The organism is Reyranella humidisoli, from assembly GCF_019039055.1.
Classification (GTDB): Bacteria; Pseudomonadota; Alphaproteobacteria; order Reyranellales; family Reyranellaceae; genus Reyranella; species Reyranella humidisoli.
In genome coordinates, this window is the sequence record NZ_JAHOPB010000001.1 from 928915 (window position 1) to 953764 (window position 24850).

Sequence of the window (24850 nt, forward strand, 5' to 3'; positions counted from 1 at the left end):
ACTTTCCGGAATGACCAGAAGGGACGAATGAATTTCTCTCGCAATGCAGGAGGCGTCTAACGTTGCGGTAACGAGACAACGGCGGGGGCCTGCGATGATGAACCGTTTGAAGGCGCTTATCTGCGGCGCGATTCTCGCCTGCACGGGCGCGGGGGCCGCGACGGCCCAGGAACTCACCATGGCGGTGTGGGGCGGTGGTGGCGCGAACACCTGGCGCGAGGCCTTCATCAAGCAGTTCAATCCGGGCAACGGTTCCACCATCAAGATGGTCGAGGTGCCGAATCCGGCCGGCGCGCTTCGCTCTCCGGCGGCGGCCAACCAGTACAACCTGGCGCTGGTCACCTATTTCGAGGCGATCGCGCTCTCCAATGCGGGCCTGATCGAGAGCTTCGACGACAAGCAGCTGCCAGGCATCGGCGACGTCGATCCGAAGTACCTGACCAAGGACAAGGCCGGTCGCCATGTCGGCCTGCCGGTCTACTTCACCTACTACGGCATCGCCTACAACACCGACCTCGCCAAGGCGGAGGACTTTGCCTCGTGGCAGGGGCTCGCCGACCCGAAGTGGAAGGGCAAGCTGTCGCTGACGCGGCCGGTCTATCTCGCCCCCTACGACGCGGTGATCATGGCCAAGGCGATGGGCGGCAGCGAGAAGGATATCGATCCCGGCTTCAAGCTGCTCGAGAAGATCGTGCCGAACGTGCTGGCGACCTACACCTCGCTCGCCCACATGAACACGCTGCTGACGCGCGGCGAGGTGGCCGCCGTGCCGTTCTACGCCTCGCGCGTCTGGGCGCTGCGCCGCCAGGGCGCCGCCAATGTCGGCATCGTGATCCCCAAGGAGGGCGCGCTGATGCTGCCCTACGTGGTGGTCGTGCCGAAGGCCGCCAAGAACCAGGACAAGTCGCTGGTCTGGATGAACTACATCGCCGGCGCCGAGCCGCAACTGCGCGCCGCCCTGCTCGACGGCTGGCTGCCGATGAACGCGAAGGTCAAGCTGCCCGAGGACTTGCAGAAGACGCTGGGCCAGCCCTACGAGCAGATCGTGAAGTCGCTCTATTCCCCCGACTGGCGGATCGTCGTCGAGCACAACGAAGCCCGCGTCGACCGCGCCGAGAAGCTGCTGTCCGGCGTCAAGCAGTGAGCCGAGGCACCATCCAGGTCGCCGGCATCGGCAAGGAGTTCGGCGCCGCTACGGTCCTCGACGGGGTGGATCTCACCATCGCCGGCGGCAGCTTCGTCACCCTGCTCGGCCCCTCGGGCTGCGGAAAGACGACGCTGCTGCGCCTGATCGCCGGGTTCCTCGAGCCGAGCCGTGGCAGCATCGCCATCGACGGCGCGCCCATGGGGGGCGTGCCGCCGCGCCGGCGCCCTCTCGGCATGGTGTTCCAGAACCTGGCACTATTCCCCCATCTCGACGTGTTCGAGAACGTGGCCTACGGCATGCGAATCCGTGGCATGGCGGCGGCCGAGATTTCCGGCCGCGTCTCCAAGTTCCTGGCCCTCGTCGGCCTCGCCGGATTCGAGAGCCGCCGCATCGGCCAGCTCTCCGGCGGCCAGAAACAGCGCGTGGCGCTGGCGCGATCGCTGGCCCTCGAACCCGCCATCCTGCTGCTCGACGAGCCGCTGAGCGCCCTGGACCTGCAGCTCCGCCGCCAGCTCCAGGTCGAGCTGAAATCGATCCAGCGCCAGCTCGCCACGACCTTCGTCTTCGTCACGCACGACCAGGAAGAAGCGACAATGCTGTCGGACACGATCGTCGTGATGAACGGTGGCCGTGTGCAGCAGGTCGGCACACCCGGCGAGATCTATCGCCGCCCCGCCTCGCCGTTCGTCGCGCGATTCGTGGGCGACATCAACATGCTGGACGGCCGGATCTCCGCCGTCGACGCGACTTCAGTTGCCGTCTCTCTCGGCGGCACGAAGATCTCGGTGCCACGCTCGACGTTGGTGGGCACGCCCGGCATCGGCGCCGCCTGCCAGATCGCCTGCCGCCCCGAAGCGGTGCGCCTCGGCCATGCCGCCGAGGGTGCGCTGTCGCTCGACGCCCGCATCTCCGCCCTGCATCGCCTCGGGCCCACGGTAAAGGCCGTACTCGACACGCCGCTGGGGCCGCTCACCGCGCTGTCCATGGCCGACACGCCCCAGGGTGCGGAACTCGCCGAAGGAAAGACCGTGCGTCTTTCCGTGCCCTCCGACAGTTTCACCGTCTTCGCTTCAACCTGAAAGACCGATCATGCCCGCTCAGGATTTCGCCGGCCGCACCGTCGCGGACCACGTAGAAGCCTTCACCTCCGGCAAGGTCGCCGCGCGCGACATCGTCGAGGGCCTGCTGGAACGCACGAAGAAGGCCGAGCCGTTCAACCCCATCGCGACACTCGACGCAGACGGAGCCCGCGCCGCGGCCGATGCGCTCGATGCGCGGCGAAAGAACGGCGGCTCGTTCGGCGCGCTGGCCGGCGTGCCGGTCTCGGCCAAGGACCTGATTCTGACCAAGGGCCTGCGCACCGCCTTCGCCTCGATCACGATGAAGGACAACGTGCCGTCGATGGACGCCGAGGCCATCGCCCAGTGGCGCGCCGCCGACGCCGTCCTGTTCGCCAAGACGACGACGCCGGAGTTCGGCCACAAGGTGCTGACGGACAGCCCCCTGCACGGCATCACGCGCAACCCCTGGAACCGCGAGCATACGAGCGGCGGGTCGAGCGGCGGCGCAGCCGTCTCGGTGGCGCTGGGCCTCGGCCCGATCGCCATGTCGACCGACGGCGCGGGCTCGGGCCGCATCCCGGCCGCCTGCTGCGGTGTCTACGGGCTGAAGGCGACGCTCGGCCGCGTGCCGCACGAAGTGCCGCCGGACCAGTTCGGCCAGCTCACCTATCTCGGCGTCATGGCGCGCCATCCGGGCGATCTCGGCGCCGGCCTCGCCTCGATGTCGCGCAGCCACCCCAACGATCCGTGGACGCTGGCCATCGGCCGCGAGCCTTTCGCCTGGCCCGACAAAGCGGGCGGGCATCCCATCGCCGGCAAGCGGATCACCGTGATCCGCCGCATGACCGGCGGCTATCTCGATCCGGACACCGAGGCCCGCCTCGATGCCGCACTCGCCTTCCTCGACAAGCAGGGCGCGAAGATCAAGGAGATGGACGGCCGCGAGATCGACTGGAAGCTCGACGTGGCGCGCATCATCCTGCGCGCCAACCAGATCGAGCGCTTTGCCGACATCCTGAAGAACCGGCGCGGCGATCTCGACCCGTCCTTTGCCAGGACGCTCGACGAAGGCAACGCCGTCGACGTCGTGGCCCTGCGCCGCGCGATCGTCGATCGCACCACCGCCTTCAAGGCCGTGCAGGGCCTGTTCGCCGATTGCGACCTACTGCTGACGCCCACCGTCGCCACGCCGGCGCCGCCCGCCACCCAGAACCAGTTCGAGCCGCTGGTGGTCGACGGCAAGCCGCTCGGCGACCTGCGGGCCGCCTGGTACACCTACACGATCCCCTTCAACATGACCGGCCATCCGGCGATCTCGATCCCGTTCGGCCGCTCGAAGGCGGGCCTCCCCATCGGCATCCACTTCGTGGCGCCGTGGTACGCCGAAGGTCACCTGATCAAGCTCGCCCAGGCGTTCGACGCGGAGACCGGCGCATCGGCCGAGTTCCCGCCGGGCTTCGCCGCCGGCGCCTGAGATGCGCGGCGCCACCTCCGCCCCTCGAAGCCTGGGTTGGCTGCTGCTGCCGGCCCTGCTCGTGCTCGCCCTCTTCCTGGGTTCGGTGGCGCTGCTCTTCTTCCATGCCTTCTGGGGCAAGGACGGCTTCTCGCTGATCTACTTCCGCCAGATCCTCGATCGCGCGGACTATCACGAAGTGTTCCTGCGCACCGTGTCGATCGCGGCCATCGTGTCGGTTGCCGCGGCGGTGCTCGCCTATCCGATCGCCTGGCTGCTGTGGCGCCTGCCGCGCTGGCGCAACCTCCTGCTGGTGATCGTCCTGGTGCCATGGCTCGTCAGCCTCGTCGTGCGCACCTACGGCTGGCTGGTGATCCTGGGGCCCAAGGGCTTTCTCAACGAGACGCTGAAATGGGCCGGCGTCATCCAATCGCCGCTGCCGCTGATCTTCAACGATCTCGGCGTGGTGATCGGCCTCACGCATGTGCTGATGCCGTTTGCCGTCATTTCCACCCTGTCGGTGCTGCTGCAGATCGACAACCGGCTGGAGGAAGCGAGCGAATCGCTGGGTGCCGGCGGCTTCGAGACATGGCGCCGCGTCGTGCTGCCGCTGTCGCTGCCCGGCGTCTTCACCGGTCTTAGCATCACCTTCCTCACCTCGATGGGCGCCATCGTGACGCCGATCCTGCTGGGCGGCATCCGCCAGAAGATGGCGGGCACGCAGATCTATCAGGAGGTCGTCTACAACTTCAACATGAGCAAGGCCTCGGCCTGGGCGATCTGCCTGCTGCTGCTGAGCGCCCTCGGCCTCGCTCTGCTGCGCGCCGCCGAGGCGGCGCTCGTGCCGAAGGCCGACCGATGAACGCGCCCCTGATCAAGCTTGGCCGTGCCGGCTCCTTCGCGCTGCTGCTCTTCCTGCCGCTGCCTATCGTGGTGATTGGCGCGACCTCGTTCGCGGCCGCCGGCTATCTCCGCTTCCCGCCGGGCGAACTCAGCCTGCGCTGGTACGCCGAGGCCGCCACCGATCCGCGCTGGATCGAAGCCTTCGCGACCAGCCTCGGCATCGCCGCGGTGGTTGCCGTGCTGGTGACCGCCATCGCCTTCGCCGGCGCCTATGCCTGCCACCGGCTGCGGCCGCGCTGGCTGCCGGCCTTCGAGCTGGCGGTCATGTCGCCGCTGTTCTTTCCGCACGCGGCGCTCGGCGTGGCGCTGGTGAACGTGCTCGCCATGGCGGGCTATCTCGGCACGGCAACGGGAATCGTGATCGCCCACATCGTCTGCACGCTCCCCTTTGCGTGGCGGCCGATCGTGGTCGCCCTGCAGAAGATCGACGGCGAGATCGTCGAGGCGGCCTCGCTGCTGGGCGCCGACGAACGGCGCATCGCGCTGGGCATCGCGCTGCCGCTGGCGCGCTCGGGCCTCGTCACCGCGCTTCTCTTCTCCTTCATCATCTCGTTCGACGAGGTGACGGTGACGATGTTCCTCACCGGCCCGCAGGTCACGACCCTGCCGGTCCAGATCTATGCCTTCATCCAGGAAAACGCGTCTCCGGTGCTGGCGGCGATCTCGACCGCGACAGTCGTCGTCACCCTGCTGGTGGTGATGCTGCTGGAGCGTCTGATCGGCCTCGAATTCTTCGTGGCCCATGACCCGGCATAGGTCATCACGCCCAGCCCTTGGCCTTGAGGTGAACCTTCACGGCATCGAGGAACGCATCGGCCAGACGCGACGGCTTGCGGTAGCGTGGCCGCATGGCGCGGAACAGGTAGCGGATGCGCGGCTCGAACGGCACGACCGCGATGCCCTGATCGAGATGATCGCGCGCCGTGAACGGCTCGACGATCGCGACTCCGAGCCCGCGCGCCGCCAGGGCGCAGGCGTCGGCCGAGGAATAGACGTCGATCTGCAACTGCCGCTCTATCCGCTCCTGCTCGAAGGCCGCGTCGATCAGGTGCCGCATACGGCCGTCGAGCGGGAAGGACAGGAAGCGTTCACCGCGCAGATCGACAGGCCGAATCACCTTGCGCCGCGCCAGGCGATGGTCGCGCGGCAGCACGCAGACGGCGGTCGCCCGACTCAACTCCTCGGTGACCATCGACGGATGCTCGAACGGCATCATCGAGAAGCCGAGGTCGATCTGCTGATCGACCATCTTCTGGTTGATGTAGGTCGAGCTGCGGACGTGAAAAACGATGTGCGCCTTGGCGTGGCGCTTCATGAAACCCGCCATGACGTCGGGCAGCACGCTGCGCCCGAGCGCCGGTGTCGAGTAGATCAGCAGGTCGCCGACCTGGCGTTCGCGAATCTCGCGCGCCACCTCGGTCACTCGTTCGAGACTGTGATAGAGTCGAGTCACCTCCTGCTCCAGAAGCCTCGCCTCGCTGGTCGGCGCCAGCCGCCGCTTGATGCGCGTGAACAGCGGATAGCCGATCTCGTGCTCAAGGCCCGCCAGGATCTTGCTCACCGCGGGCTGCGAGACGCCCAGCCGCTCGGCGGCGGCGGTCACGGTGCCGTGCGCCATGATGGCGCGAAAGGCTTCGAGCTGGCGCGACGTGATCATCATAACCTCACGGACTTAACCACACCGGACAATGACTTTGACCGGATCCTCTCTCAAGCCGTAACTCCGTCCTGTCAACGTTTTGCGTGCGAGCCTCTTCATGCCTGCGGTTAATCAGTCGATCTTCTCCAGTGACTTCAAGGATCAGCCCTACTGGTGGGAGGCGTTCCGTCCGCAGGCCATCACCGCCCCGGCGCTGCCGGCCCGGACCGACGTCGTGGTGGTTGGCGGCGGCTATGCCGGGCTGGCGACGGCCCGCGCGCTGGCGGACGGCGGCGTACAGAGTGTGGTGCTCGAAGCCGACGAGTTCGGCTCCGGTGCCTCGACCCGCAGCGGCGGCGCCCTGAGTGCCGGCCTGTCGATCGGCAAGAGCTTCACCGGCCGCACGCTCGACTACAAACCGGAGCTGGTGCGCGACGTCGTGGGCTGGGCGATCGACGCCTATCGCGCGCTGATCGACCTGGTCGAGCAGGAGAAGATCGACTGCCATCTGGAGCAGCGCGGCCGCTTCCTCGGCGCCTGCGCCGCCTCGCACTACGAGGGGCTGCGCACGCGCTTCGCCAAGCTGCGCGATGGCGGCGCCACCGACTGCCGCCTGATCACCCGCGAGGAGCAGCGCGAGGAAATCGGCAGCGACTTCTATCATGGCGGCATGGTCTTCGAGACGGCGGGCAAGCTGCACCCGGCGCTGTTCTACGGCGGCCTGCTGGCGGCGGTGCGCCGGCGCAATTCCATCACCCTGGCCGGTCATTGCCGCGCCACCGGCCTCGCACGCGACGGCGAGGGCTGGCGGGTCAGCACCAGTCAGGGCGAGGTGCGGGCGCGCCATGTCGTGGTCGCCACCAACGGCTATACGTCCAGTGTCACGCCGCGCCTGCAGAAGCGCCTCGTGCCGATCGCCAGCCACATCATCGCGACCGAGGAACTGCCGGCCGACCTGATCCGCGAGCTTTGTCCCAAGGGCCGCACCTTCTCCGAGACGCGGCGCGTACTGCACTACTACCGGATCTCGCCCGACGGAAAGCGCGTGATCTTCGGCGGTCGCGCCCGTTTCACCGAGATCCCCGGCGAGTTGCGCGCCCAGCTCCTGCACCAGGCGCTGGTCGAGCGCTTCCCGCAGCTCAGGGACACCAAGGTCACCCACACCTGGCAGGGCAACGTCGCCTTCACCTATGACGCCCTGCCGCATGCCGGCGAACTCGACGGGCTGCACTTCGTGGTGGGCTGCAACGGCTCGGGCGTGTCGATGATGCCGTTCCTCGGCAATGCCATGGGCCAATCGATCGCCGGCCGCCTGCATGGCAAGGTGCCCTTCGCCGAGACCGAGCTGCCCTCCATTCCGCTCTATTCCGGCAAGCCATGGTTCCTGCCGGTGATCGGCGGCGCCTTCCGCACCCTCGACTACATCGACGAGAAGATCAGATGAGCGCCGCCTTCTTCTCCGCCACCTACGACGAGGCGCGCCAGCGCTTCCTGGACGCCGCGACCAAAGCCGGTGCCGCCGTCCGGCATCACGTCCATCCGCTGAAGGGCGCAGCGGGCGAGGAGATCGGTACAGATACCGCGCTGCTGGGCCCGGCCGACGCCGCCAGGCTGTTCATCGTCAGCTCCGGCACGCACGGACCGGAAGGTTTCTCCGGCTCGGCCTGTCAGCTCGCGCTGCTGAACGACGAGCTGGCCAGACGCGCCGCCGATCGCGGCATCGCGCTGTTGCTTATCCATGCCGTCAATCCGTTCGGCTTCTCGCATCTGAAGCGGACCAACGAGGACAACATCGACCTCAACCGCAACTTCAACGACTTCGCCACGCCCTATCCCGACAATCCGGTCTATGAGCAGATCCACGACCTGCTGGTGCCCGCGGCCTGGCCGCCTTCTCCCGACAACGAGGAGCGGCTGAACGCGGCGATGGCGCGGCTCGCCGGGCAGCGCAATCCCGGTGTTTCCAGCGGCCAGGACAAACACCCCGACGGACTCTTCTACTGCGGCACGGCGCCGGCCTGGAGCAACGACACCATCCGCGCGATCCTGCGCAGCTACGGCACGACGCGACGCCACATCGCCTGGATCGACGTCCATACCGGCCTCGGCCCCTATGGCCATGGCGAGAAGATCTTCGGCCGCCATTCCGAGGAAACGACCCGACGCGCCAGGGCCTGGTGGGGCAGCGACCTGATCGTCAGCACCACGACCGAATCGGTTTCGCCGCGGACGGTCGGCCATATCACCGGCTGCGCGCCGGAAGAATGTCCCGACGCGGCGATCACCCCGACGACCCTGGAATACGGCACCGTGCCCAATCCCGTCGTGCGGCGCGCGCTGCGCGGCGAAGCCTGGCTGGCCGGCCATCCCGACGCGCCAGAAGCGCTGGTGCGCGAGATTCGGCGGTCGGTGCGCGATGCCTTCTACGTCGATGCCGACGACTGGAAGGGCATGATCCTCGGCCAGTTCCGCAGTCAGGCTCTGCAGACCATCAACGGCCTCACGGCCGAGCAATAAACAAAGGAAACGTCCATGAAGCTTCGTCATCTGCTTGTTGCCGCTGCCGTCTTCGCTCTTGCGACGCCCGCCGCCGCGCAATCGACGCTCAAGATCGTCATGCATTCGGATCTGAAGATCCTCGATCCGATCTGGGCGTCGGCGCAGATCAGCCGAACCCACGGCTATCTCGTCTACGACACGCTGTTCGGCCTCGACGGCGATCTCAAGCCGCAGCCGCAGATGGTGGGGAACTGGACCGTCGATGCGGCGAACCTCATCTACACCTTCACCCTGCGCGACGGGCTGAAGTGGCATGACGGCGCGCCGGTCACGGCGGAGGATTGCGTCGCCTCGCTGAAGCGCTGGGGCAGCCGCGATCCGGTCGGCCTCAAGCTGATGGCGAACGTGAAGGAACTGAGCGCACCCGACGCGAAGACGATCCGCCTGGAGCTCGCAAGGCCCTACGGGCTGGTGATCGATTCGCTGGCCAAGCCGGCCGGCATCGTGCCCTTCATGATGCCGAAGCGGGTCGCCGAGGCGCCGGCCACGCAGCAGATCAAGGATCCGACCGGCTCCGGCCCGTTCATGTTCAAGGCCGACGAGTGGCGGCCCGGCGACCGGGTCGTCTACGTGAAGAATCCCGGCTACGTGCCGCGCGCCGAGCCGCCCGCCAACTTCGCGGGGGGCAAAGTTGCGAAGGTCGACCGAGTCGAATGGGTCTCCATCGCCGATCCGCAGACCGCGGTGAATGCACTGGAGAACAGCGAGGTCGATGCCCTCGAATCGGTGGCGCACGACCTCTTGCCGCTGCTCGAGAAGAGGAAGGGCATCGAGGTCCAGCGTGGCGCCTATGCCAGCCAGTATGCGCTGCGGCCCAACTGGCTCCATCCGCCGTTCAACGATCCCCGGATGCGGCTGGCACTCGGCTACGCCATCGACCAGAAGGGCTTCCTCGACGCCGCCGTCGGCGACCCGAACTTCTGGCGCTTCTGCAAGACCTACTATGGCTGCGGCACGCCGCTGGCCTCGGACAAGGGCACCGCAGGCCTGCTCGAAGGCAACGTCGAGAAGGCCAAGGCTCTGATCAAGGAAGCGGGCTACGACGGACGACCGATCATCCTGCTGCAGGTGACCGACCTCGCCTCGCTCGCCAACCTCGGCCCCGTCGCCAAGGCACAGCTGGAGCGGGTCGGCTTCAAAGTCGACATGCGGCCGGCCGACTGGCAGACGCACCTCGCGCGCGTCATGCGCAAGGAGCCGCCGGAGGATCGCGGCTGGAACATCACCCTGTCGAGCACCGGCGTCATCGACGTGGTGAACCCGATCACCTCGCTGTTCCTCAATTCCGCCTGCGAAAAGGCCTCGGCGGGATGGTCGTGCGACGAGAGGATCGAGGCGATGCGCGAGGCCTATGCGCTGGAGCCGGATGCGGCGAAGCGCAAGGCCATCGCGGAGGAAATCCAGGAGCGTGCGCTTCAGCTCGGCACGCACTATCCGCTCGGTGAATGGTACAGCGCCTCGGCCGTCAGCGGCCGCACGAAAGGCTGGATCCGCCCGCCCTCGACGACCGCCTTCTGGAACGTCGAGGTTACGAAGAGATAAAACGCCAATACAACCTCTTCCTGAGGAGCGCTCCGTAGGGGCGCGTCTCGAAGGGTGGGCACGAGCACCACGTTCGCTGCCCATCCTTCGAGACGGTGCTGCGCGCCTCCTCAGGATGAAGTCAAGGCGGACAATGCCCCTACTTCTTCTGGGCACCCGGCAGGAAGTCGTCGAGCGGCACGCCGAAGCTGTTCAGCGCCCACGAGACGAGATTGTACTGGCCGACCGTGAAGACGGCGTCCATGAGCTGCTCGGTCGAGTAGGTCTTCGAGAGCGTCGCCCAGGTCGCGTCCGACGCGACCGAGTTCTCGAACAGATCGTCGGCGAGCTGCATCAGCGCGGCCTCGTGCTCGCTCCAGCCCTTGGCCTTCGGACCTTCCTTGAGATTGGCGATGTCGCCATCGGTGACGCCGCCGCGCTTGGCGATCAGCTCGTGCTGCGCGAACTCGTATTCCGCCTGGTTCAGCCAGCCGATGCGCAGGATCAGAAGCTCGCGATCGCGGAACGGCAGCGTCTGCTTCGAGAGGATGTGGCCGGCGAACGGCGTCCAGCGCTTGGTCAGCGCGGGGTGATTGGCCAGCACCTTGAAGATGTTGAACACCTGGCCGTTCATGGCGTTCTTCTCGATGGCCTCGCGATCCTCGGGCTTCATCGTCGAGAGGTCACGCAACGGGATACGCTGCTTGCGCTTGATCACTGATTTCCTCCTTGTCGGTCCTGATTGGACTAACGCTCCCTCAGGCGACCGACAAGGCGAAAGACATTACTTGGCAAGCAGGCTTTCGCGCGGCGGCTGGAGCCTGGCCGCGGCGAGGCGCGCCTGACCGGGCGTGCTGAACTGATGCCCCTCGAGCTCGAAGAACGGGCGCGTGAAGGCATGGAAGCGGAAGGCATTGCCTTCCTTGAGGACGACACCGGCGGGCTTTCCCCAGATTTCGACGACGAAGGGTTCGGGCATGGCACGGTCTCCTTCAGGCTGAGCGAACTGCGACCCAATGCTTGATGGGCCGGGCTGAGATGGGGGCGGCATGACGGGATGGCAATGACGGGAGCGCCTGAACTGCGAACGGTCACAGCAAACGCTTTGCGTGGGGCATCAATATGGCAGAAGCACCTTTCCACGCTGGCGTTGCGGTCATCATTGCTGAACAATGACACTTGCATGTCACGCACTCTCACCCGCTCGCGACTGATTGGCCTCGCCGGTGCCGGCCTGCTGGCCGCTAAGGGCAGCGCCGCCCAGACAGGAGCCCGCATGCATCAGCGCAGGATCCCCGCTTCGGGGGAGATGTTGCCCGTCGTCGGCGTGGGGACTTGGCGCACCTTCGACGTGGGTGGCAAGCCCGAGGATCGCGCACCGCTTGCAGAAGTGCTGCGGCGGCTGTTCGACGCCGGCGGCTCGGTGATCGATACCTCGCCGATGTACGGTTCGGCGGAGGCCGTGGTCGGAGACCTGCTGTCCGCCGCCGGCACGCGCGACAAGGCTTTCATCGCCACCAAGGTCTGGACCACCGGCCGCGACAGTGGCCTCGCGCAGATGCGGGCGTCCTTGCGGCTGCTGAAGACCGACCGCATCGACCTGATGCAGATCCACAATCTCGTCGACTGGCGAGCCCATCTTCCGACCCTGCGCGCCTGGAAGGCCGAGGGCCGCATCCGCTATCTCGGCATCACCCACTACACGCAGAGCGCCCACGACGAGCTGGAAAGCGTGATGCGGTCGGAGAAGTGGGATTTCATCCAGATCAACTACGCGCTCGACGATCGCGCCGTAGAGCGCAGGCTGCTGCCATTGGCGGCCGAGCGCGGCATCGCGGTGATCGTGAACCAGCCCTTCGGCGGCGGCGGCCTCCTGCGCAAGCTCTCCGCCCGCAAGCTGCCCGACTGGGCCGGTGAGATCGGCGCCACGAGCTGGGCCCAGATCCTGCTGAAGTTCGTGCTGGCCAATCCCGCCGTGACCTGCGTGATCCCCGGTACCAGCAAGCCCGAGCATATGACGGACAACCTGCAGGGCGGCTTCGGAGTTTATCCCGACGCGGCGTTGCTCAAGAAGATGATCGCCGACGTTCCAGTCTAGAGCGGCAGTTCGGCCTCGATCCAGGCCGTCGCCGAAGCGTGCTTCGGCTGCCAGCCCAACTCGCTACGGGCGCGCCTGGCCCTGACGCGGCTGTTGGAGCCGAACGTGTAGGCCGCACTGCTCTCGCCAAGTTCCTTTGCGGCCTCCGCGAAGGGCCAGACCTGCGGCGCCCCCAGATTCAAGCGGCGCGCAATGGCAGCGCAAATGTCGCGATACGAGGCCTCGCCGTTCTCGGCGAAATAGAAGGCACCAGCCGGCGCCCTGGTGAGCGCCAGGCGGTAGATGTCGGCCACGTCCTCGACATGGACATTCGACCAGACGTTCAGCCCCTTGCCGACATGGCGCACCACGCCCGAGGCCCTGGCCCGCTTCGCGAGGCCGGGAATCTGGGCGCTGTCGCGCGCCAGGCCGAGGCCGTTGCCGTAGATCATGGTGGGACACACGACGATCGAGCGCACGCCGCGTTGGCTCGCGCCGCGAGTCGTGCGGTCGATCTCGACCCTTGCCTTCTTGCCCGGCACCGGATCGAGCGGCGTGTCCTCGTCGTAAATCTTCTCCGAGGCGACATCGCCGTGGGCATCGTCGGCCACGATGCTGGAGCCGCTGGTGTGGATGAACGGCTTGTTCGAGCCGGCCAATCCTTCGAGGAATGCCTCCACCGCGCCGCGATGGTCGCTGTTGGCCGTGTTGATCACCGCATCGGCCCGCCTGGCCTCGGCTGTGAGGATCGCGGCATCGTCGAGACCGCCGATCACCGGTTCGACGCCGAAAGCCGCGAGCTTCTTCGCCTTCTCCTCGTCGCGCACCAGGCCACGCAGCGTGTGACCCTCATCGAACAGACGGCGCGCGATGGTTCCGCCGATATAGCCGGTCGCACCGGTCATGAAGATGTTCATGGTCGTACCTCCCAGAGACTTTTCGCAGCGAGATTTCGGCTCGAGCCGAAGCCACAACATAGACCTCATGCTGAGGAGGCCCGAAGGGCCGTCTCGAAGCATGGGCTACATGCACCGTCCGTCGCCCATCCTTCGAGACGCAGCCTGTGGCCGCTCCTCAGGATGAGGGTGTGCGGGTGCACTTGAAACGTAGAGATCCTAGAGAGCCAGCGTCATCTGGGGCGGCACCTTGCGTTCCTCGCGCTGGTGCAGGTTATGGAGCGAGACGCCGAGCAGCCGCACTTTCTTTTCCAGCGGGAAGATCGTGCGGACCAGTTCGCGCGCGGTGCGCTCCAGCACGTCGCGGCTGTCGACGCTCTCCTCCAGCGTGCGGCTGCGCGTCACGATCCGGAAGTCGGCATACTTGATCTTCACCGTCACGGTGCGGCCCAGGATGCCGGTGCGCTCGCAATAGGCCCAGACATCCTCGAGCACGGAGGCCACCCCCTCCTCCACCGCCGCTGGCCGGTCGAGATCCTCCATGAAGGTCGTCTCCGAACCGACCGACTTGCGCGGCCGGTTGGGCACGACGCGACGTTCGTCATGGCCACGCGCGATGGCGTGGTAGTAGGTGCCGGAGCGGCCGAAATACTGTTCGAGGAATTCCAGCGTCTGCGCCTTGAGGTCGGCACCGGTCTGGATGCCAAGCCGGTTCATCTTTTCCGCCGTCTTCGGCCCGACGCCATGGAAGCGGCCGACCGGCAGGCTCTCGACGAAGGCCGGGCCTTTCTCGGGAGGGATCACCGTCTGGCCGTCGGGCTTGCGATGGTCGGAGGCGAGCTTGGCCAGGAATTTGTTGTAGGAGATGCCGGCCGAGGCGGTGAGGCCGGTGCGCTCCAGGATACGGGCGCGGATCTCGCGCGCGATCTCGGAGGCGAGCGGCATGCCCTTGAGGTTGGTGGTGACATCGAGATAGGCCTCGTCGAGCGACAGCGGCTCCACCAGCGGTGTGTAGTCGAGGAAGATCTCGCGAATCTGGCGCGACACTTCCTTGTAGACGTCGAAGCGCGGCTTCACGAAGACGAGCTCCGGGCACAGGCGCTTGGCCGTGACCGAGGGCATGGCCGAGCGCACGCCGAATTTGCGCGCCTCGTAGCTCGCGGCCATCACGACGCCGCGCTGCCGCCCGCCGACCGCGACCGGCTGGCCACGCAGCGCCGGGTCGTCGCGTTGCTCCACGGACGCGTAGAAGGCGTCCATGTCGACATGGATGATCTTGCGGACGTTTTCCGCCATGGGACGAGTATAGGCTCCTGCAGCCGGCCTGCCGAAAGTTGCAACTGACAATCGTTCGCATGTCGGAGTAGTCTGCGGCCATGCCTGACATCACCCATGCGCGCGAGCCTCGCCTGCTCGCCCTCGACCAGTTGCTGGCCCGCCGTTCGGTCGGCCCGCTGCAGGAACCGGCGCCCCAGGGCGCGGACCTCGACCTGATCCTCGACGCCGGCCTGCGGGCGCCCGACCATGGGCGTCTGAAGCCCTGGCGCTTCGTCGTCATTCGCGGCGACGCGATGCTCGCCTATGGCGAGAAGCTGGCCGAAGCCGCCACGGTTCGCGATCCGGTCAACGCCGCCGCGCTCGCCGAGCGCTATCGCGCCTGGGTCCGTCGCACGCCGATGCTGATCGCGGTCGGCGCCGTCATCAAGCCGGGCAACATTCCCGAGATCGAGCAACTGCTCGCCGCCGGCGCGGCGGCGATGAACATGCTGAACGCGCTGCACATGCTGGGCTATGGCGGCATGTGGGTGACGGGCCCGAATGCCTACGACGCCAACGTGAACAGGCTGCTGGGCTTCGAAGCTCCGTCGCGCCTCGTCGGCTTCCTCACCGCCGGCACGCCCGCTCCCTCGACCGCCCCGGTCCCGGCGCGGCCCGACCGGGCCGCGCACGTCGCCGAGTGGAAGGCCGAGTGAAACTCGGCCTCCTGAGCGTCAGGACATCGCTCGCGATGTCCGGGAGCGCCGAAGGACGAACGGCCAGCTCATGACCCCTCCGTCGGCGTAAGACGCCGCCACCTCCCCATTGGAATGGGGAGGAAAGTCGATGCTAAGCCGCGCTCTTCAGCTTGCCGGCCGCATCGAGCGCCTGCGAGAGATCGGCGAGGATGTCGTCGATATGCTCGATGCCGATCGACAGGCGCACATAGCCGTCCGACACGCCCGTCGCGAGCTGCTCCTCGGCGGTGAGCTGCGAGTGCGTGGTCGAGGCGGGATGGATCGCGAGGCTGCGGGAATCGCCGATATTGGCGACGTGATAGAGCAGCTTCAGCGAATCGATGAACCGGCGCCCGGCCTCCCGGCCCGCCGCCAGTTCGAACCCGACAAGCCCGCCATAGCCGCCCTTGAGATAGGCGTCGGCCCGGCGGCGCGTCTCGCCCTTCTGCTGCGACGGATGGATGACCTTCGCGACTTCCGGCCGCTTGGCCAGGAAATCGGCGACGGCCTGCGCATTCTTCACATGGCGTTCCATGCGCAGCGTCACCGTCTCGATGCCCTGCAGGATCAGGAAGGCGTTGAAAGGCGACAGGGCCGAGCCGAGATCGCGCAGCAGGGTGGTGCGCGCCTTGATGATGTAGGCCACCGGTCCGATCGGCTTCACCGCCTCGACCCAGACCGCGCCGTGATAGCTCGGGTCGGGCGTGTTGAGCGCCGGCTGGCGCTTCGGATGGGCGGCCCAGTCGAAGTTGCCGCCGTCGACGATCAGGCCGGCGATCGAGGTGCCGTGGCCGCCGAGATACTTCGTTCCGGAATAGACGACGATCGCCGCACCGTGATCGAGCGGCCGCGTCAGGATCGGCGCCGCCGTATTGTCGACCATCAGCGGAATGCCGAGCGGCCGGCCGATGTCGGCCACTTCCTTGATCGGGAAGACCGCGAGCTTCGGGTTGGGCAGCGTCTCGGCATAGTAGGCGCGGGTGCGATCGTCGGTGGCGCGGGCGAAGGCCTGCGGATCGCTGGGATCGACGAAGCGCACTTCGATTCCCTGGTCCTTCAGCGTGTGGGCGAACAGATTCCACGTGCCGCCGTAGAGATCGGTCGAGCTCACGATGTTGTCGCCGGCCTTGGCGATGTTCTGGATCGCGAAGGCGGATGCCGCCTGACCCGAGCTGACAGCCAGCGCCGCGGCACCGCCTTCGAGGGCCGCGATGCGCTGCTCCAGCACGTCGACCGTCGGATTGCCGATGCGTGTGTAGATGTTGCCCAGCTCCTTTAGCGCGAACAGGTTCGACGCGTGCTCGGTGTCGCGAAACTGGTACGAGGTCGTCTGGTGGATCGGCACCGCGACCGAGCCGGTCGTGGGATCGGCGCGCCAGCCGGCGTGCAGCGACAGGGTCTCGGGATGGCGGGAATTGGTCATGATCGGCCTCGCGGTTGCAACGAGCGGCCAACCTCGTGGCAGCAAGCGTCACAGTCAAAGGGAATGGCTGCCGACGCCCGACTGTTGGACGACAGGTCCGGCCTCCGGGCCGCGACGGGAGAAGAAAATCCTTCTCTCCGCGCCGTGTCGAGTCCTCGAAAGGGGTACCCGGAAGCCGCCTATCGTCCGGGTGGCGGAAACGCCGGCGGGGCGGGATTGGCCTGCTTGAGGCCGCCGATCGGCACCGGCGGCGGCAGGTCTTCCTGCCGCCAGCCGCCGCCCAGCGCCTTCACCAGGTTGGCGCTGGCGATGAGCCGGTTGAGACGGATCGTAAGCAGCGCCTGCTCCGCCGAGAGCGCGGCGGCCTGTGTCTGCACCACGGTCGTGTAGGGCACGGTGCCGACGCGATACTGGTTGAGCGAGAGCCGCTCCGCCTCGCGCGCGGCGGCGACGGCCGCGCGCTGCACCCGCTCCTGCATCACCAGGATGCGCTGCTGCGCCAGCGCGTCCTCGACCTGCTGGAAAGCCGTCAGGACGGTCTGGCGATAGGTCGCGACGGTGGCGTCATAACCGGCGCGGGCGCCCTGCACCTGGGCCGCCATCGCGCCGCCGTCGACCAGCGTGCCGGCGATCTGCGGCCCGACCGACCAGGCCGCCGTGCCGAGCTGCAGCAGCGAGCCCAAGCCACCGCTCAGGAAGCCGATGGTCGCGCCCAGCGAGATCTGCGGATAGAAGGCGCCCTTGGCCACGCCGATCTGGGCGTTGGCCGCCGCCATCTGGCGCTCGGCGGAAGCGATGTCCGGCCGCCGCTCCAGCAGGGTCGACGGCACGCCGGAATCGACCGTGGGGATCGTGAGGCGCGTGGGCGCCGGCTCGATGCTCACCTCGGAGGGCGCCTTGCCGACCAGAAGCGCGATCGCATGTTCGAGCAGCGCGCGGTTGATGCCTTCGTTCACCAGCTGCGCACGCGTCTGCTCGTACTGCGTCTGCGCCTGCACGAGATCGACGCGCGAGACGATGCCGGCGTCGACCTGGTTCTGCGCGATCTGCATCGATCGCAGGTAGGCCGCGACGGTGGCCTCGTAGAGGCGCTTGCGGTCGTCGGAGATGCGCAGCGACGCATAGTTCGTCACGAGATCGGTCTGGGCCGAGAGCCGCGCGTTGGCGAGGTCGGCGTCGCTCGCCTGTGCCGACGCCGAATCGCTTTCGACCTGGCGGCGCAGCGTGCCCCACAAGTCGAGTTCCCAATTGAGGGTGAAGCCGGTCGAATACTGGCCGATCGTCGAATCGTATCGCGTCACCGTCGCCGTGCCGCCGGCCGCCGTGGTGCCGCGCAGGCCGCCCGTGCCGGTCTGCTGCCCCGATCCGGTGCCCGAGAGGCTGGGATAGAGCGCCGACTGGTCCTGCCGGATGATCGCGCGCGCGCGGCGATAGTTGGCCTCGAAGATCTTGAGGTTCTGGTTCGAGACGTCGATCTGCGACGCGAGACTGTCGAGCGTCGGATCGCTGTAGACCCGCCACCACTGGCCGCGATCCGCGCCGTCGGCGGGCTGGGCCGGACGGAACACCGATGCCGCGCCCGTCGGAAGCTCGGCTTCCTTGTAGGCAGGCGCAACGGGGCTGGCCGGCGGCGCGCGCTCGTAGTCGGGCCCGACGAGGCAACCCGAAACGAGCAGAAGCGGAAGAAGCGACGCAGCGCTACGCCTCATGCCGGCGCTCCAGCGCTACCCATGACGCGGGCGACACGGCTCGGCTGGTCGCGGTCGCGGCGGCGGAAACGGTCGAGATAAAGGTAGATAACGGGTGTGGTGTACAGGGTCAGGATCTGACTCACGATGAGGCCGCCGATAATCGAGATGCCGAGGGGACGACGCAATTCCGCGCCGTCACCGTATCCCATCGCCAGCGGCAGGGCGCCCAGGATCGCGGCCATGGTCGTCATGAGGATGGGACGGAAACGCAGAAGCGCCGCTTCATAGATCGCCCTGCCCGGCTCGAGCCCCTCGGCGCGCTCGCGCTCCAGCGCCACGTCGATCATCATGATGGCGTTCTTCTTCACGATACCGATCAGCAGCAGCACGCCGATCATGGCGATGATGCTGAACTCCACGCCGGAGAACTGCAGCGCGAGCAGCGCACCGATGCCGGCCGACGGCAGGGTGGACAGGATCGTGATGGGGTGGATGTAACTCTCGTACAGGACGCCGAGGACGATGTAGACGGCCACCAGCGCGGCCAGCACCAACAGAAGCTGGTTGCCCAGGGATTGCTGGAAGGCGCGCGCCGTGCCCTGGAAGGAACCGTGCAGGGTCGTCGGCACGCCGATCTCGCGCATCGTGTCGTTCACGTACTGCACGGCGTCGCTCAGGGTCTTCCCGGGCGCGAGATTGAACGAGACGGTGCTGGCCACGAACATGCCTTGATGGTTCACGGCGAGCGGGGTGGTGCCGTAGTCCCAGCGCGTCACCGACGACAGCGGCACCAGTTTCTCCGGTGTCGTGCTGACCGCCGCACCCGTCGAGGCCGAGCCGCGCCCGCTCACGGCGATCTGGTTCGTTCGCAGGTTGCGCACCGCCTGGGCGGGATCGATCGTCACGGCCCCGGCGCCGGCCGCGCCCGTGGATGTCGAGGTCGTGGTCGTGGATGCGATGCTGCCGGTCGACTGGGTGCCGCTGAGTGCTCCGCCCGACGTGCTGACGTAGATCTCCTTCAGCGATTCCGGACTCTCCCACCACTGCGGCGCCACCTCCATGACGACATGGTACTGGTTCAGCGCGTTGTAGATGGTCGAGACCTGGCGCTGGCCGAAGGCGTCGTAGAGGGTCGCCGAGATGTTGCGGGTCGAGACGCCGAGCCGGCTCGCGGCATCGCGGTCGATGGTGAGATTGAGCTGCAAGCCACGCTGCTGCTGGTCCGAATCCACGTCTGTGATCACCGATGTGTCCGCCTGGAGCGCCTGGGTGAGCCTGGGGCCCCAGGTGTAGAGATCGGGCAGCGAATCGGCCTGCAGGGTGAACTGGTACTGCGCGTTGCCCTGGCGGCCGCCGACACGGATGTCCTGCACGGCCTGCAGGAACAGTATGGCCCCGGGCACCTGGGCGAGCTTGGGGCGCAGCCGCTGGATCACCTGGTCGGCGGTGACGTCACGCTCGGCGAGCGGCTTCAGGGTGGCGAAGATGAAACCCGAATTGGTCTGCCCGCCCCCCGTGAAGCCCGCCACGCTCTCGATGGCGGGATCGGAGCGCACGATCTCGACGAACTGCCGGAACTTCCGGCGCATCGCCTGGAAGGAGATGCTCTGGTCGGCACGGATGCCGCCCATCAGGCGGCCGGTATCCTGCTGCGGGAAGAAGCCCTTCGGAATCGTGACGTACAGGTGGATGTTGAGCAGCACCGTGGCCAGGAAGACCAGCATGGTGAGCAGCGGGTGGCGCAGCACGAAACCCAGGCTGCGGCCATAGAGCCATTGCAGGCCGCCCAGCCCCCGCTCGCTGAAGCGCGCGAAGAAATTGGGCCTGTGATGCTCGCCCGGCGCCCGCAGCACGTAGGCGCACATCATGGGCGTGGTGGTCAGCGACACGACCATCGAAATCAGGATCGCCACCGACAGCGTCACGGCAAACTCGCGGAACAGGCGACCGACGATGCCGCCCATCAGCAGGATCGGGATGAAGACCGCGATCAGAGAGATGCTCATCGACACGACGGTGAACCCGACCTCGCGGGCGCCCTTGAGCGCGGCGTCGATCCGCGACATGCCGGCCTCGAGATGGCGGGTCACGTTCTCCAGCACGATGATCGCATCGTCGACCACGAAGCCCGCGGCGATGGTGAGCGCCATCAGCGAAAGGTTGTTCAGGCTGTAGCCCAGCAGGTACATGCCCCCGAAGGTCGCAACCAGCGATACCGGCACGGTCACGGCGGCAATGAAGCCGGCGCGGGCCGAGCGCAGGAAGGCGAAGGTCACCAGCACCACCAGCACGACGCCGATCACCAGCGCCTGCTCGACTTCCTTGAGGGCGGCACGGATCGTCGTCGTGCGGTCGCTCACCACCTGCAGCTCGACGTCGTTCGGCATCGAGGCCTGCAACTCGGGCAGCAGCGCCTTGATCTCGTCGACCGTCTCGATGATGTTGGCGTTGGGCTGCTTGTAGATGATCACAAGCACCGAACGCTTGCCGTTGGCCTGCCCCTCGTTGCGGATGTTCTCCGTCGAGTCGAGCACCTCGGCCACATCCGACAGCCGCACCGGGGCGCCGTTGCGCCACGCGATGATCAGCGAGCGGTATTCCTCCGCTGCGCGGGCCTGGTCGTTGGAATAGATCTGGTAACGTTGATCGCCGACCTCGATGGCCCCCTTGGGCGAATTGGCGTTGGCGGCCGCCAGCGCGGCGCGCACGCTTTCCAGCCCGATGCCGTATTTGGTGAGCGCCGTCGGATTGAGCTCCACCCGGACAGCGGGCAGCGAGCTGCCGCCCAGCGTCACCTGACCGACGCCGCTCACCTGGCTGAGCTTCTGCTGCAGGATGTTGGAACCGGCGTCGAACAGACGGCCCTGGCCGATCGTGTTCGATGTGAGCGCGATCACCATCACCGGTGCATCGGCGGGATTGAGCTTGCGATATTGCGGGTTGCTGCGCAGGTCGGCCGGCATGTCGGCGCGGGCTGCGCTGATGGCTGCCTGCACGTCGCGCGCCGCGCCGTCGATGTCGCGCGACAGGTCGAACTGCAGCGTGATCCGCGAATTGCCGACCGTGCTCGACGAGGTGATCTCGGTGACGCCGGCGATGGCGCCCAGTCGCCGCTCGAGCGGCGTCGTCACGCTGGTCGCCACCGTCTCGGGCGAGGCGCCGGGCAGGTTCGCGGTGACCTGTATGGTCGGGAAATCGATCTTGGGTAGCGGCGAAACCGGCAGGCCGAAAAACGCCACCATGCCGGCGAGCGCCAGGCCGATGGTGAGCAGCGTCGTGGCGACCGGGCGCGCAATGAAGGGCGCCGAGAGGTTCACGAGGTCCTCTCACCCGCCTCGGCGCGCACAGGATGCAGCGGCGTGTCGAGCGGCATGCCGCGCAGGCGGCGGCCCAGCCGGTCGAAGGCGAGATAGATTACCGGCGTGGTGAAGAGCGTCAGCAACTGGCTGACGATCAGGCCGCCGACGATGGTGAGGCCGAGCGGCTGGCGCAGCTCGGAGCCGGTGCCGGAGCCCAGCATCAGCGGCAGGGCGCCGACCAGCGCCGCCACCGTGGTCATCAGGATCGGCCGGAAGCGCAGCAGGCAGGCCTGGTGGATGGCCTCCTGCGGTGCCTTGCCTTCGTTGCGTTCGGCGTCGAGGGCGAAGTCGATCATCATGATCGCGTTCTTCTTCACGATGCCGATCAGCAGCACGATGCCGATGATGGCTACGATGCTGAGGTCCTTGCCGGCGAGCATGAGCGCCAGCAGCGCGCCGATGCCGGCCGACGGCAGGGTCGACAGGATCGTGATCGGGTGGATGTAGCTTTCGTAGAGCACGCCCAGCACGATGTAGACGGTCACGATAGCCGCCAGGATCAGCAGGAGCTGGCTGTCGAGCGACTTCTGGAAGGCGAGCGCCGCTCCCTGGAAGTGTGTCGTGATCGAGCGCGGCATGCCGATCTCGCGCTGGGCCGCGACGATGGCGTCGACGGCCTGACCGAGCGCATAGCCCTGCGCGAGGTTGAAGGAGATGGTCGTCGCCGGGAACTGGCCGAACCGGTCCAGGCGCAGCGGCGCGGTCCGCTCCTCGAAGGTCGCGATGGCGGAAAGCGGCACCTGCTTGCCGCTCGCCGAACTGGGCAGGTACAGACTGTCGAGCGACTTCAGCGACCGCGCCATCTCAGGCTCGACCTCATAGATCACCCGGTACTGGTTCGACTGGGTATAGACGGTCGACACGATCCGCTGCCCGAACACGTCATAGAGCACGTTGTCGACGGTGGCGGCGGTGATGCCGAAGCGGGCCGCGGCGTCGCGGTCGATGCGGATGAACATCGACAGGCCCTTGTTCTGCAGGTCGCTCGTCACGTCGACCAGTTCGGGCAGCTTCTCCAGCCGGTCCATCAGGCGCGGCACCCAGGCGTCGAACTCGGCGGCGTTGGCCGTTTCCAGGACGAACTGGTACTGCGTGCGGCTCACGGTCGAATCGATCGTGAGATCCTGCGACGGCTGCATGTAGAGCGAGATCCCGGGTACCGAGGCCGTCTCCCGCTGCAGCCGCCGAATCACCTGCGCGGCCGACAACGACCGCTCGCTGCGCGGCTTGAGGTTGATCAGCATGCGCCCCGAGTTCAGCGTCGGGTTGGTGCCGTCCACGCCCACGAACGAGGTGAGACTCTCGACGGCGGGATCCTTGAGGATCGCTTCGGCGAGCACGCGCTGGCGCTCGCTCATCGACGCGAAGGAGACGCTCTGCGGCCCCTCGGTCACGGCCTGGATCAAGCCGGTGTCCTGCACCGGGAAGAAACCCTTGGGAATGACGACATAGAGCAGGACCGTGAGCACGACCGTGCCGACGGCGACCAGCAGGGTGAGCACCTGGTGCCGAAACACCACGATCAGGCAGCGATCGTAGAAGCGGATCACGCCGGCGAACCAGCCGGTTCCGATATCCTCGGCATGGGCGACGGCCGGACTCTTCTCAGGCGCGGGCGCGGGCGTCGCGGCCGTGTGCGGCCGCTGGCGCAGGAACTGCGCGCACAGCATGGGCACGAGGGTGAGCGACACCACGGCGGAGATCAGGATGGTGACCGACAGCGTCACTGCGAATTCGCTGAACAGGCGGCCGACCACGTCGCTCATGAAGAGCAGCGGGATCAGCACCGCGATCAGCGAGACGGTGAGCGACACGACCGTGAAGGCGATCTGCTTCGAGCCTTTCAGTGCCGCCTTCTTCGGATCCTCTCCGCGCTCGATGTAGCGGGCGATGTTCTCGATCATGACGATGGCGTCGTCGACCACGAAGCCGGTCGCGATGGTGAGCGCCATGATCGACAGGTTGTTGAGGCTGAAATCGGCGAGGTACATCACCGCCAGCGTGCCGACGAGCGACAGCGGCACCGACAGGCTGGGGATCAGCGTGGCACGGGCATCGCCCAGGAAGGCGAAGATCACGGCCACGACCAGGACGACGGCGAAGCCGAGTTCGATCTGCACGTCGCGCACGGAGGCCCGGATGGTCAGCGTGCGGTCGGTGAGCACGGCGATGTCGAGCGAATTGGGCAAGGTCTCGCGCAATGTCGGCAGCAGGGTCTTGATGCGGTCGACCACCTCGATGACGTTGGCGCCGGGCTGGCGCTGCACGTTCACGATCACCGCCTGGGTATTGTCCATCCAGGCGGCGATGCGGTTGTTCTCCTGCCCCTCCTCGACCGTAGCCACGTCGCGGATGCGTACCGGCGCGCCGTTGCGATAGGCGACGATGATGTCGCGGAACGTGTCGGGATCGGTGATCTGGTCGTTGGCGTTGATGGTCAGCGCACGCGCCGGCCCGTCGAAATTGCCTTTCGGCGTATTGACGTTGGCGTTTGAAATGGTGGTGCGCAGGTCGTCGATGTTGATGCCGTAGGCGGCGAGCGCCGTCGGGTTGGCACGGATGCGCACGCCGGGCTTCTGGCCTCCTTCCAGCTTCACCAGACCGACGCCGGGAATCTGGGAAATCTTCTGCGCGAGGCGAGTGTCGACGAGATCGTGGACCCTGGTGAGCGGCTCGGTCTTCGACGTGACGGCCAGCGTCAGCACCGGCGCGTCGGCCGGATTGAACTTGGCGTAGATGGGCGGCGACGGCAGGTCTCCCGGCAGGAGATTGCCCGCGGCGTTGATGGCGGCCTGGACCTGCTGCTCGGCGATGTCGAGCCCGAGCTTCAGGTCGAACTGCAGCGTGATCGACGAGGCGCCGGCCGAACTGGTCGACGTCATCTGATTGAGACCCGGCATCTGGCCGAACTGCCGCTCCAGCGGCGCCGTGATGGACGTCGTCATCACCTCCGGGCTGGCGCCCGGATAGAGGGTCAGCACGCGGATGGTCGGATAGTCGACCTGCGGCAGCGCCGACAGGGGCAGAAAGCGATACGCGATGATGCCGACCAGCATGATCGCGACCATGAAGAGCGAGGTGGCGACCGGCCGCTCGATGAAGATCCGCGACGGATTCATGTCGCAGC

19 protein-coding genes are annotated in these 24850 nt (G+C 67.1%); 10 read left to right on the forward strand and 9 right to left on the reverse strand.

The window, feature by feature from the left end:
* Nucleotides 1-94 precede the first annotated feature (94 nt).
* Genes KQ910_RS04580 through KQ910_RS04600 form a run of 5 tightly spaced genes read left to right on the forward strand, consistent with a single transcriptional unit; the run spans nucleotide 95 to nucleotide 5320 of the window.
* On the forward strand, nucleotides 95-1144 hold the full coding sequence (locus KQ910_RS04580; protein WP_216957291.1) for an extracellular solute-binding protein: 1050 nt from the start codon (nucleotides 95-97) through the stop codon (nucleotides 1142-1144).
* The gene (locus KQ910_RS04585) at nucleotides 1141-2226 is read left to right on the forward strand and encodes an ABC transporter ATP-binding protein (RefSeq protein WP_216957292.1); all 1086 of its coding nucleotides are present in this window, start codon (nucleotides 1141-1143) and stop codon (nucleotides 2224-2226) included. Before KQ910_RS04580 ends, KQ910_RS04585 begins: the two co-directional genes overlap by 4 nt.
* A 10-nt stretch (nucleotides 2227-2236) precedes the next feature.
* Entirely contained in the window at nucleotides 2237-3682 is a 1446-nt protein-coding gene (locus tag KQ910_RS04590) for an amidase (RefSeq protein ID WP_216957293.1), read from the forward strand.
* Nucleotide 3683: 1 nt separating this feature from the next.
* A complete protein-coding gene (locus tag KQ910_RS04595; RefSeq protein WP_216957294.1) occupies nucleotides 3684-4523 on the forward strand; it encodes an ABC transporter permease in 840 nt (279 codons plus the stop codon).
* Nucleotides 4520-5320 (forward strand): ABC transporter permease, encoded by an 801-nt coding sequence (locus KQ910_RS04600; RefSeq protein WP_216957295.1) that lies wholly within the window; start codon nucleotides 4520-4522, stop codon nucleotides 5318-5320. The genes KQ910_RS04595 and KQ910_RS04600 overlap by 4 nt, the downstream gene beginning before the upstream one ends.
* A 4-nt stretch (nucleotides 5321-5324) precedes the next feature.
* Here KQ910_RS04600 and KQ910_RS04605 read toward each other — a convergent pair whose 3' ends face one another.
* Entirely contained in the window at nucleotides 5325-6221 is an 897-nt protein-coding gene (locus KQ910_RS04605) for a LysR family transcriptional regulator (protein ID WP_216957296.1), read from the reverse strand.
* Nucleotides 6222-6321: 100 nt separating this feature from the next.
* Between KQ910_RS04605 and KQ910_RS04610 the strand changes: the two genes are divergently transcribed.
* The 3 genes from KQ910_RS04610 to KQ910_RS04620 are packed head-to-tail and all read left to right on the forward strand — an operon-like array spanning nucleotide 6322 to nucleotide 10304.
* The gene (locus KQ910_RS04610) at nucleotides 6322-7647 is read left to right on the forward strand and encodes an NAD(P)/FAD-dependent oxidoreductase (protein ID WP_216957297.1); all 1326 of its coding nucleotides are present in this window, start codon (nucleotides 6322-6324) and stop codon (nucleotides 7645-7647) included.
* On the forward strand, nucleotides 7644-8720 hold the full coding sequence (locus tag KQ910_RS04615; RefSeq protein ID WP_216957298.1) for a M14 family metallopeptidase: 1077 nt from the start codon (nucleotides 7644-7646) through the stop codon (nucleotides 8718-8720). Before KQ910_RS04610 ends, KQ910_RS04615 begins: the two co-directional genes overlap by 4 nt.
* 15 nt (nucleotides 8721-8735) lie before the next feature.
* On the forward strand, nucleotides 8736-10304 hold the full coding sequence (locus tag KQ910_RS04620) for an ABC transporter substrate-binding protein (RefSeq protein ID WP_216957299.1): 1569 nt from the start codon (nucleotides 8736-8738) through the stop codon (nucleotides 10302-10304).
* A gap of 139 nt (nucleotides 10305-10443) precedes the next feature.
* Here KQ910_RS04620 and KQ910_RS04625 read toward each other — a convergent pair whose 3' ends face one another.
* Nucleotides 10444-11001 (reverse strand): carboxymuconolactone decarboxylase family protein, encoded by a 558-nt coding sequence (locus KQ910_RS04625; RefSeq protein WP_216957300.1) that lies wholly within the window; start codon nucleotides 10999-11001, stop codon nucleotides 10444-10446.
* Between the two features lie 66 nt (nucleotides 11002-11067).
* Nucleotides 11068-11262, reverse strand: coding sequence for a hypothetical protein (locus KQ910_RS04630; protein WP_216957301.1), 195 nt, complete (start codon nucleotides 11260-11262; stop codon nucleotides 11068-11070).
* Nucleotides 11263-11466: 204 nt separating this feature from the next.
* Here KQ910_RS04630 and KQ910_RS04635 point away from each other — a divergent pair, with 204 nt between their 5' ends.
* A complete protein-coding gene (locus tag KQ910_RS04635; RefSeq protein WP_216957302.1) occupies nucleotides 11467-12381 on the forward strand; it encodes an aldo/keto reductase in 915 nt (304 codons plus the stop codon).
* Here the strand turns inward: KQ910_RS04635 and KQ910_RS04640 are convergent.
* Both KQ910_RS04640 and dinB read right to left on the reverse strand, forming a co-directional pair.
* Nucleotides 12378-13277, reverse strand: coding sequence for an NAD-dependent epimerase/dehydratase family protein (locus KQ910_RS04640; RefSeq protein WP_216957303.1), 900 nt, complete (start codon nucleotides 13275-13277; stop codon nucleotides 12378-12380). The two genes, KQ910_RS04635 and KQ910_RS04640, sit on opposite strands and share 4 nt — an antisense overlap.
* A gap of 198 nt (nucleotides 13278-13475) precedes the next feature.
* On the reverse strand, nucleotides 13476-14552 hold the full coding sequence (gene dinB / locus KQ910_RS04645; RefSeq protein WP_216957304.1) for a DNA polymerase IV: 1077 nt from the start codon (nucleotides 14550-14552) through the stop codon (nucleotides 13476-13478).
* 80 nt (nucleotides 14553-14632) lie between these two features.
* On the opposite strand from dinB, the gene KQ910_RS04650 reads away from it, so the two are divergent.
* Nucleotides 14633-15229, forward strand: a complete 597-nt coding sequence (locus KQ910_RS04650) for a nitroreductase family protein (protein ID WP_216957305.1) — start codon at nucleotides 14633-14635, stop codon at nucleotides 15227-15229.
* Nucleotides 15230-15362: 133 nt separating this feature from the next.
* On the opposite strand, the gene KQ910_RS04655 is transcribed toward KQ910_RS04650, so the two are convergent.
* From KQ910_RS04655 to KQ910_RS04670, 4 genes are all read right to left on the reverse strand, one after another.
* On the reverse strand, nucleotides 15363-16673 hold the full coding sequence (locus tag KQ910_RS04655; RefSeq protein WP_216957306.1) for an O-acetylhomoserine aminocarboxypropyltransferase/cysteine synthase family protein: 1311 nt from the start codon (nucleotides 16671-16673) through the stop codon (nucleotides 15363-15365).
* A gap of 179 nt (nucleotides 16674-16852) precedes the next feature.
* Nucleotides 16853-18382, reverse strand: a complete 1530-nt coding sequence (locus tag KQ910_RS04660; protein WP_216957307.1) for an efflux transporter outer membrane subunit — start codon at nucleotides 18380-18382, stop codon at nucleotides 16853-16855.
* Complete coding sequence (locus KQ910_RS04665; RefSeq protein WP_216957308.1) at nucleotides 18379-21681, reverse strand: efflux RND transporter permease subunit; 3303 nt, start codon at nucleotides 21679-21681, stop codon at nucleotides 18379-18381. Before KQ910_RS04665 ends, KQ910_RS04660 begins: the two co-directional genes overlap by 4 nt.
* The gene (locus KQ910_RS04670; protein WP_216957309.1) at nucleotides 21678-24842 is read right to left on the reverse strand and encodes an MdtB/MuxB family multidrug efflux RND transporter permease subunit; all 3165 of its coding nucleotides are present in this window, start codon (nucleotides 24840-24842) and stop codon (nucleotides 21678-21680) included. The genes KQ910_RS04665 and KQ910_RS04670 overlap by 4 nt, the downstream gene beginning before the upstream one ends.
* Nucleotides 24843-24850 lie beyond the last annotated feature (8 nt).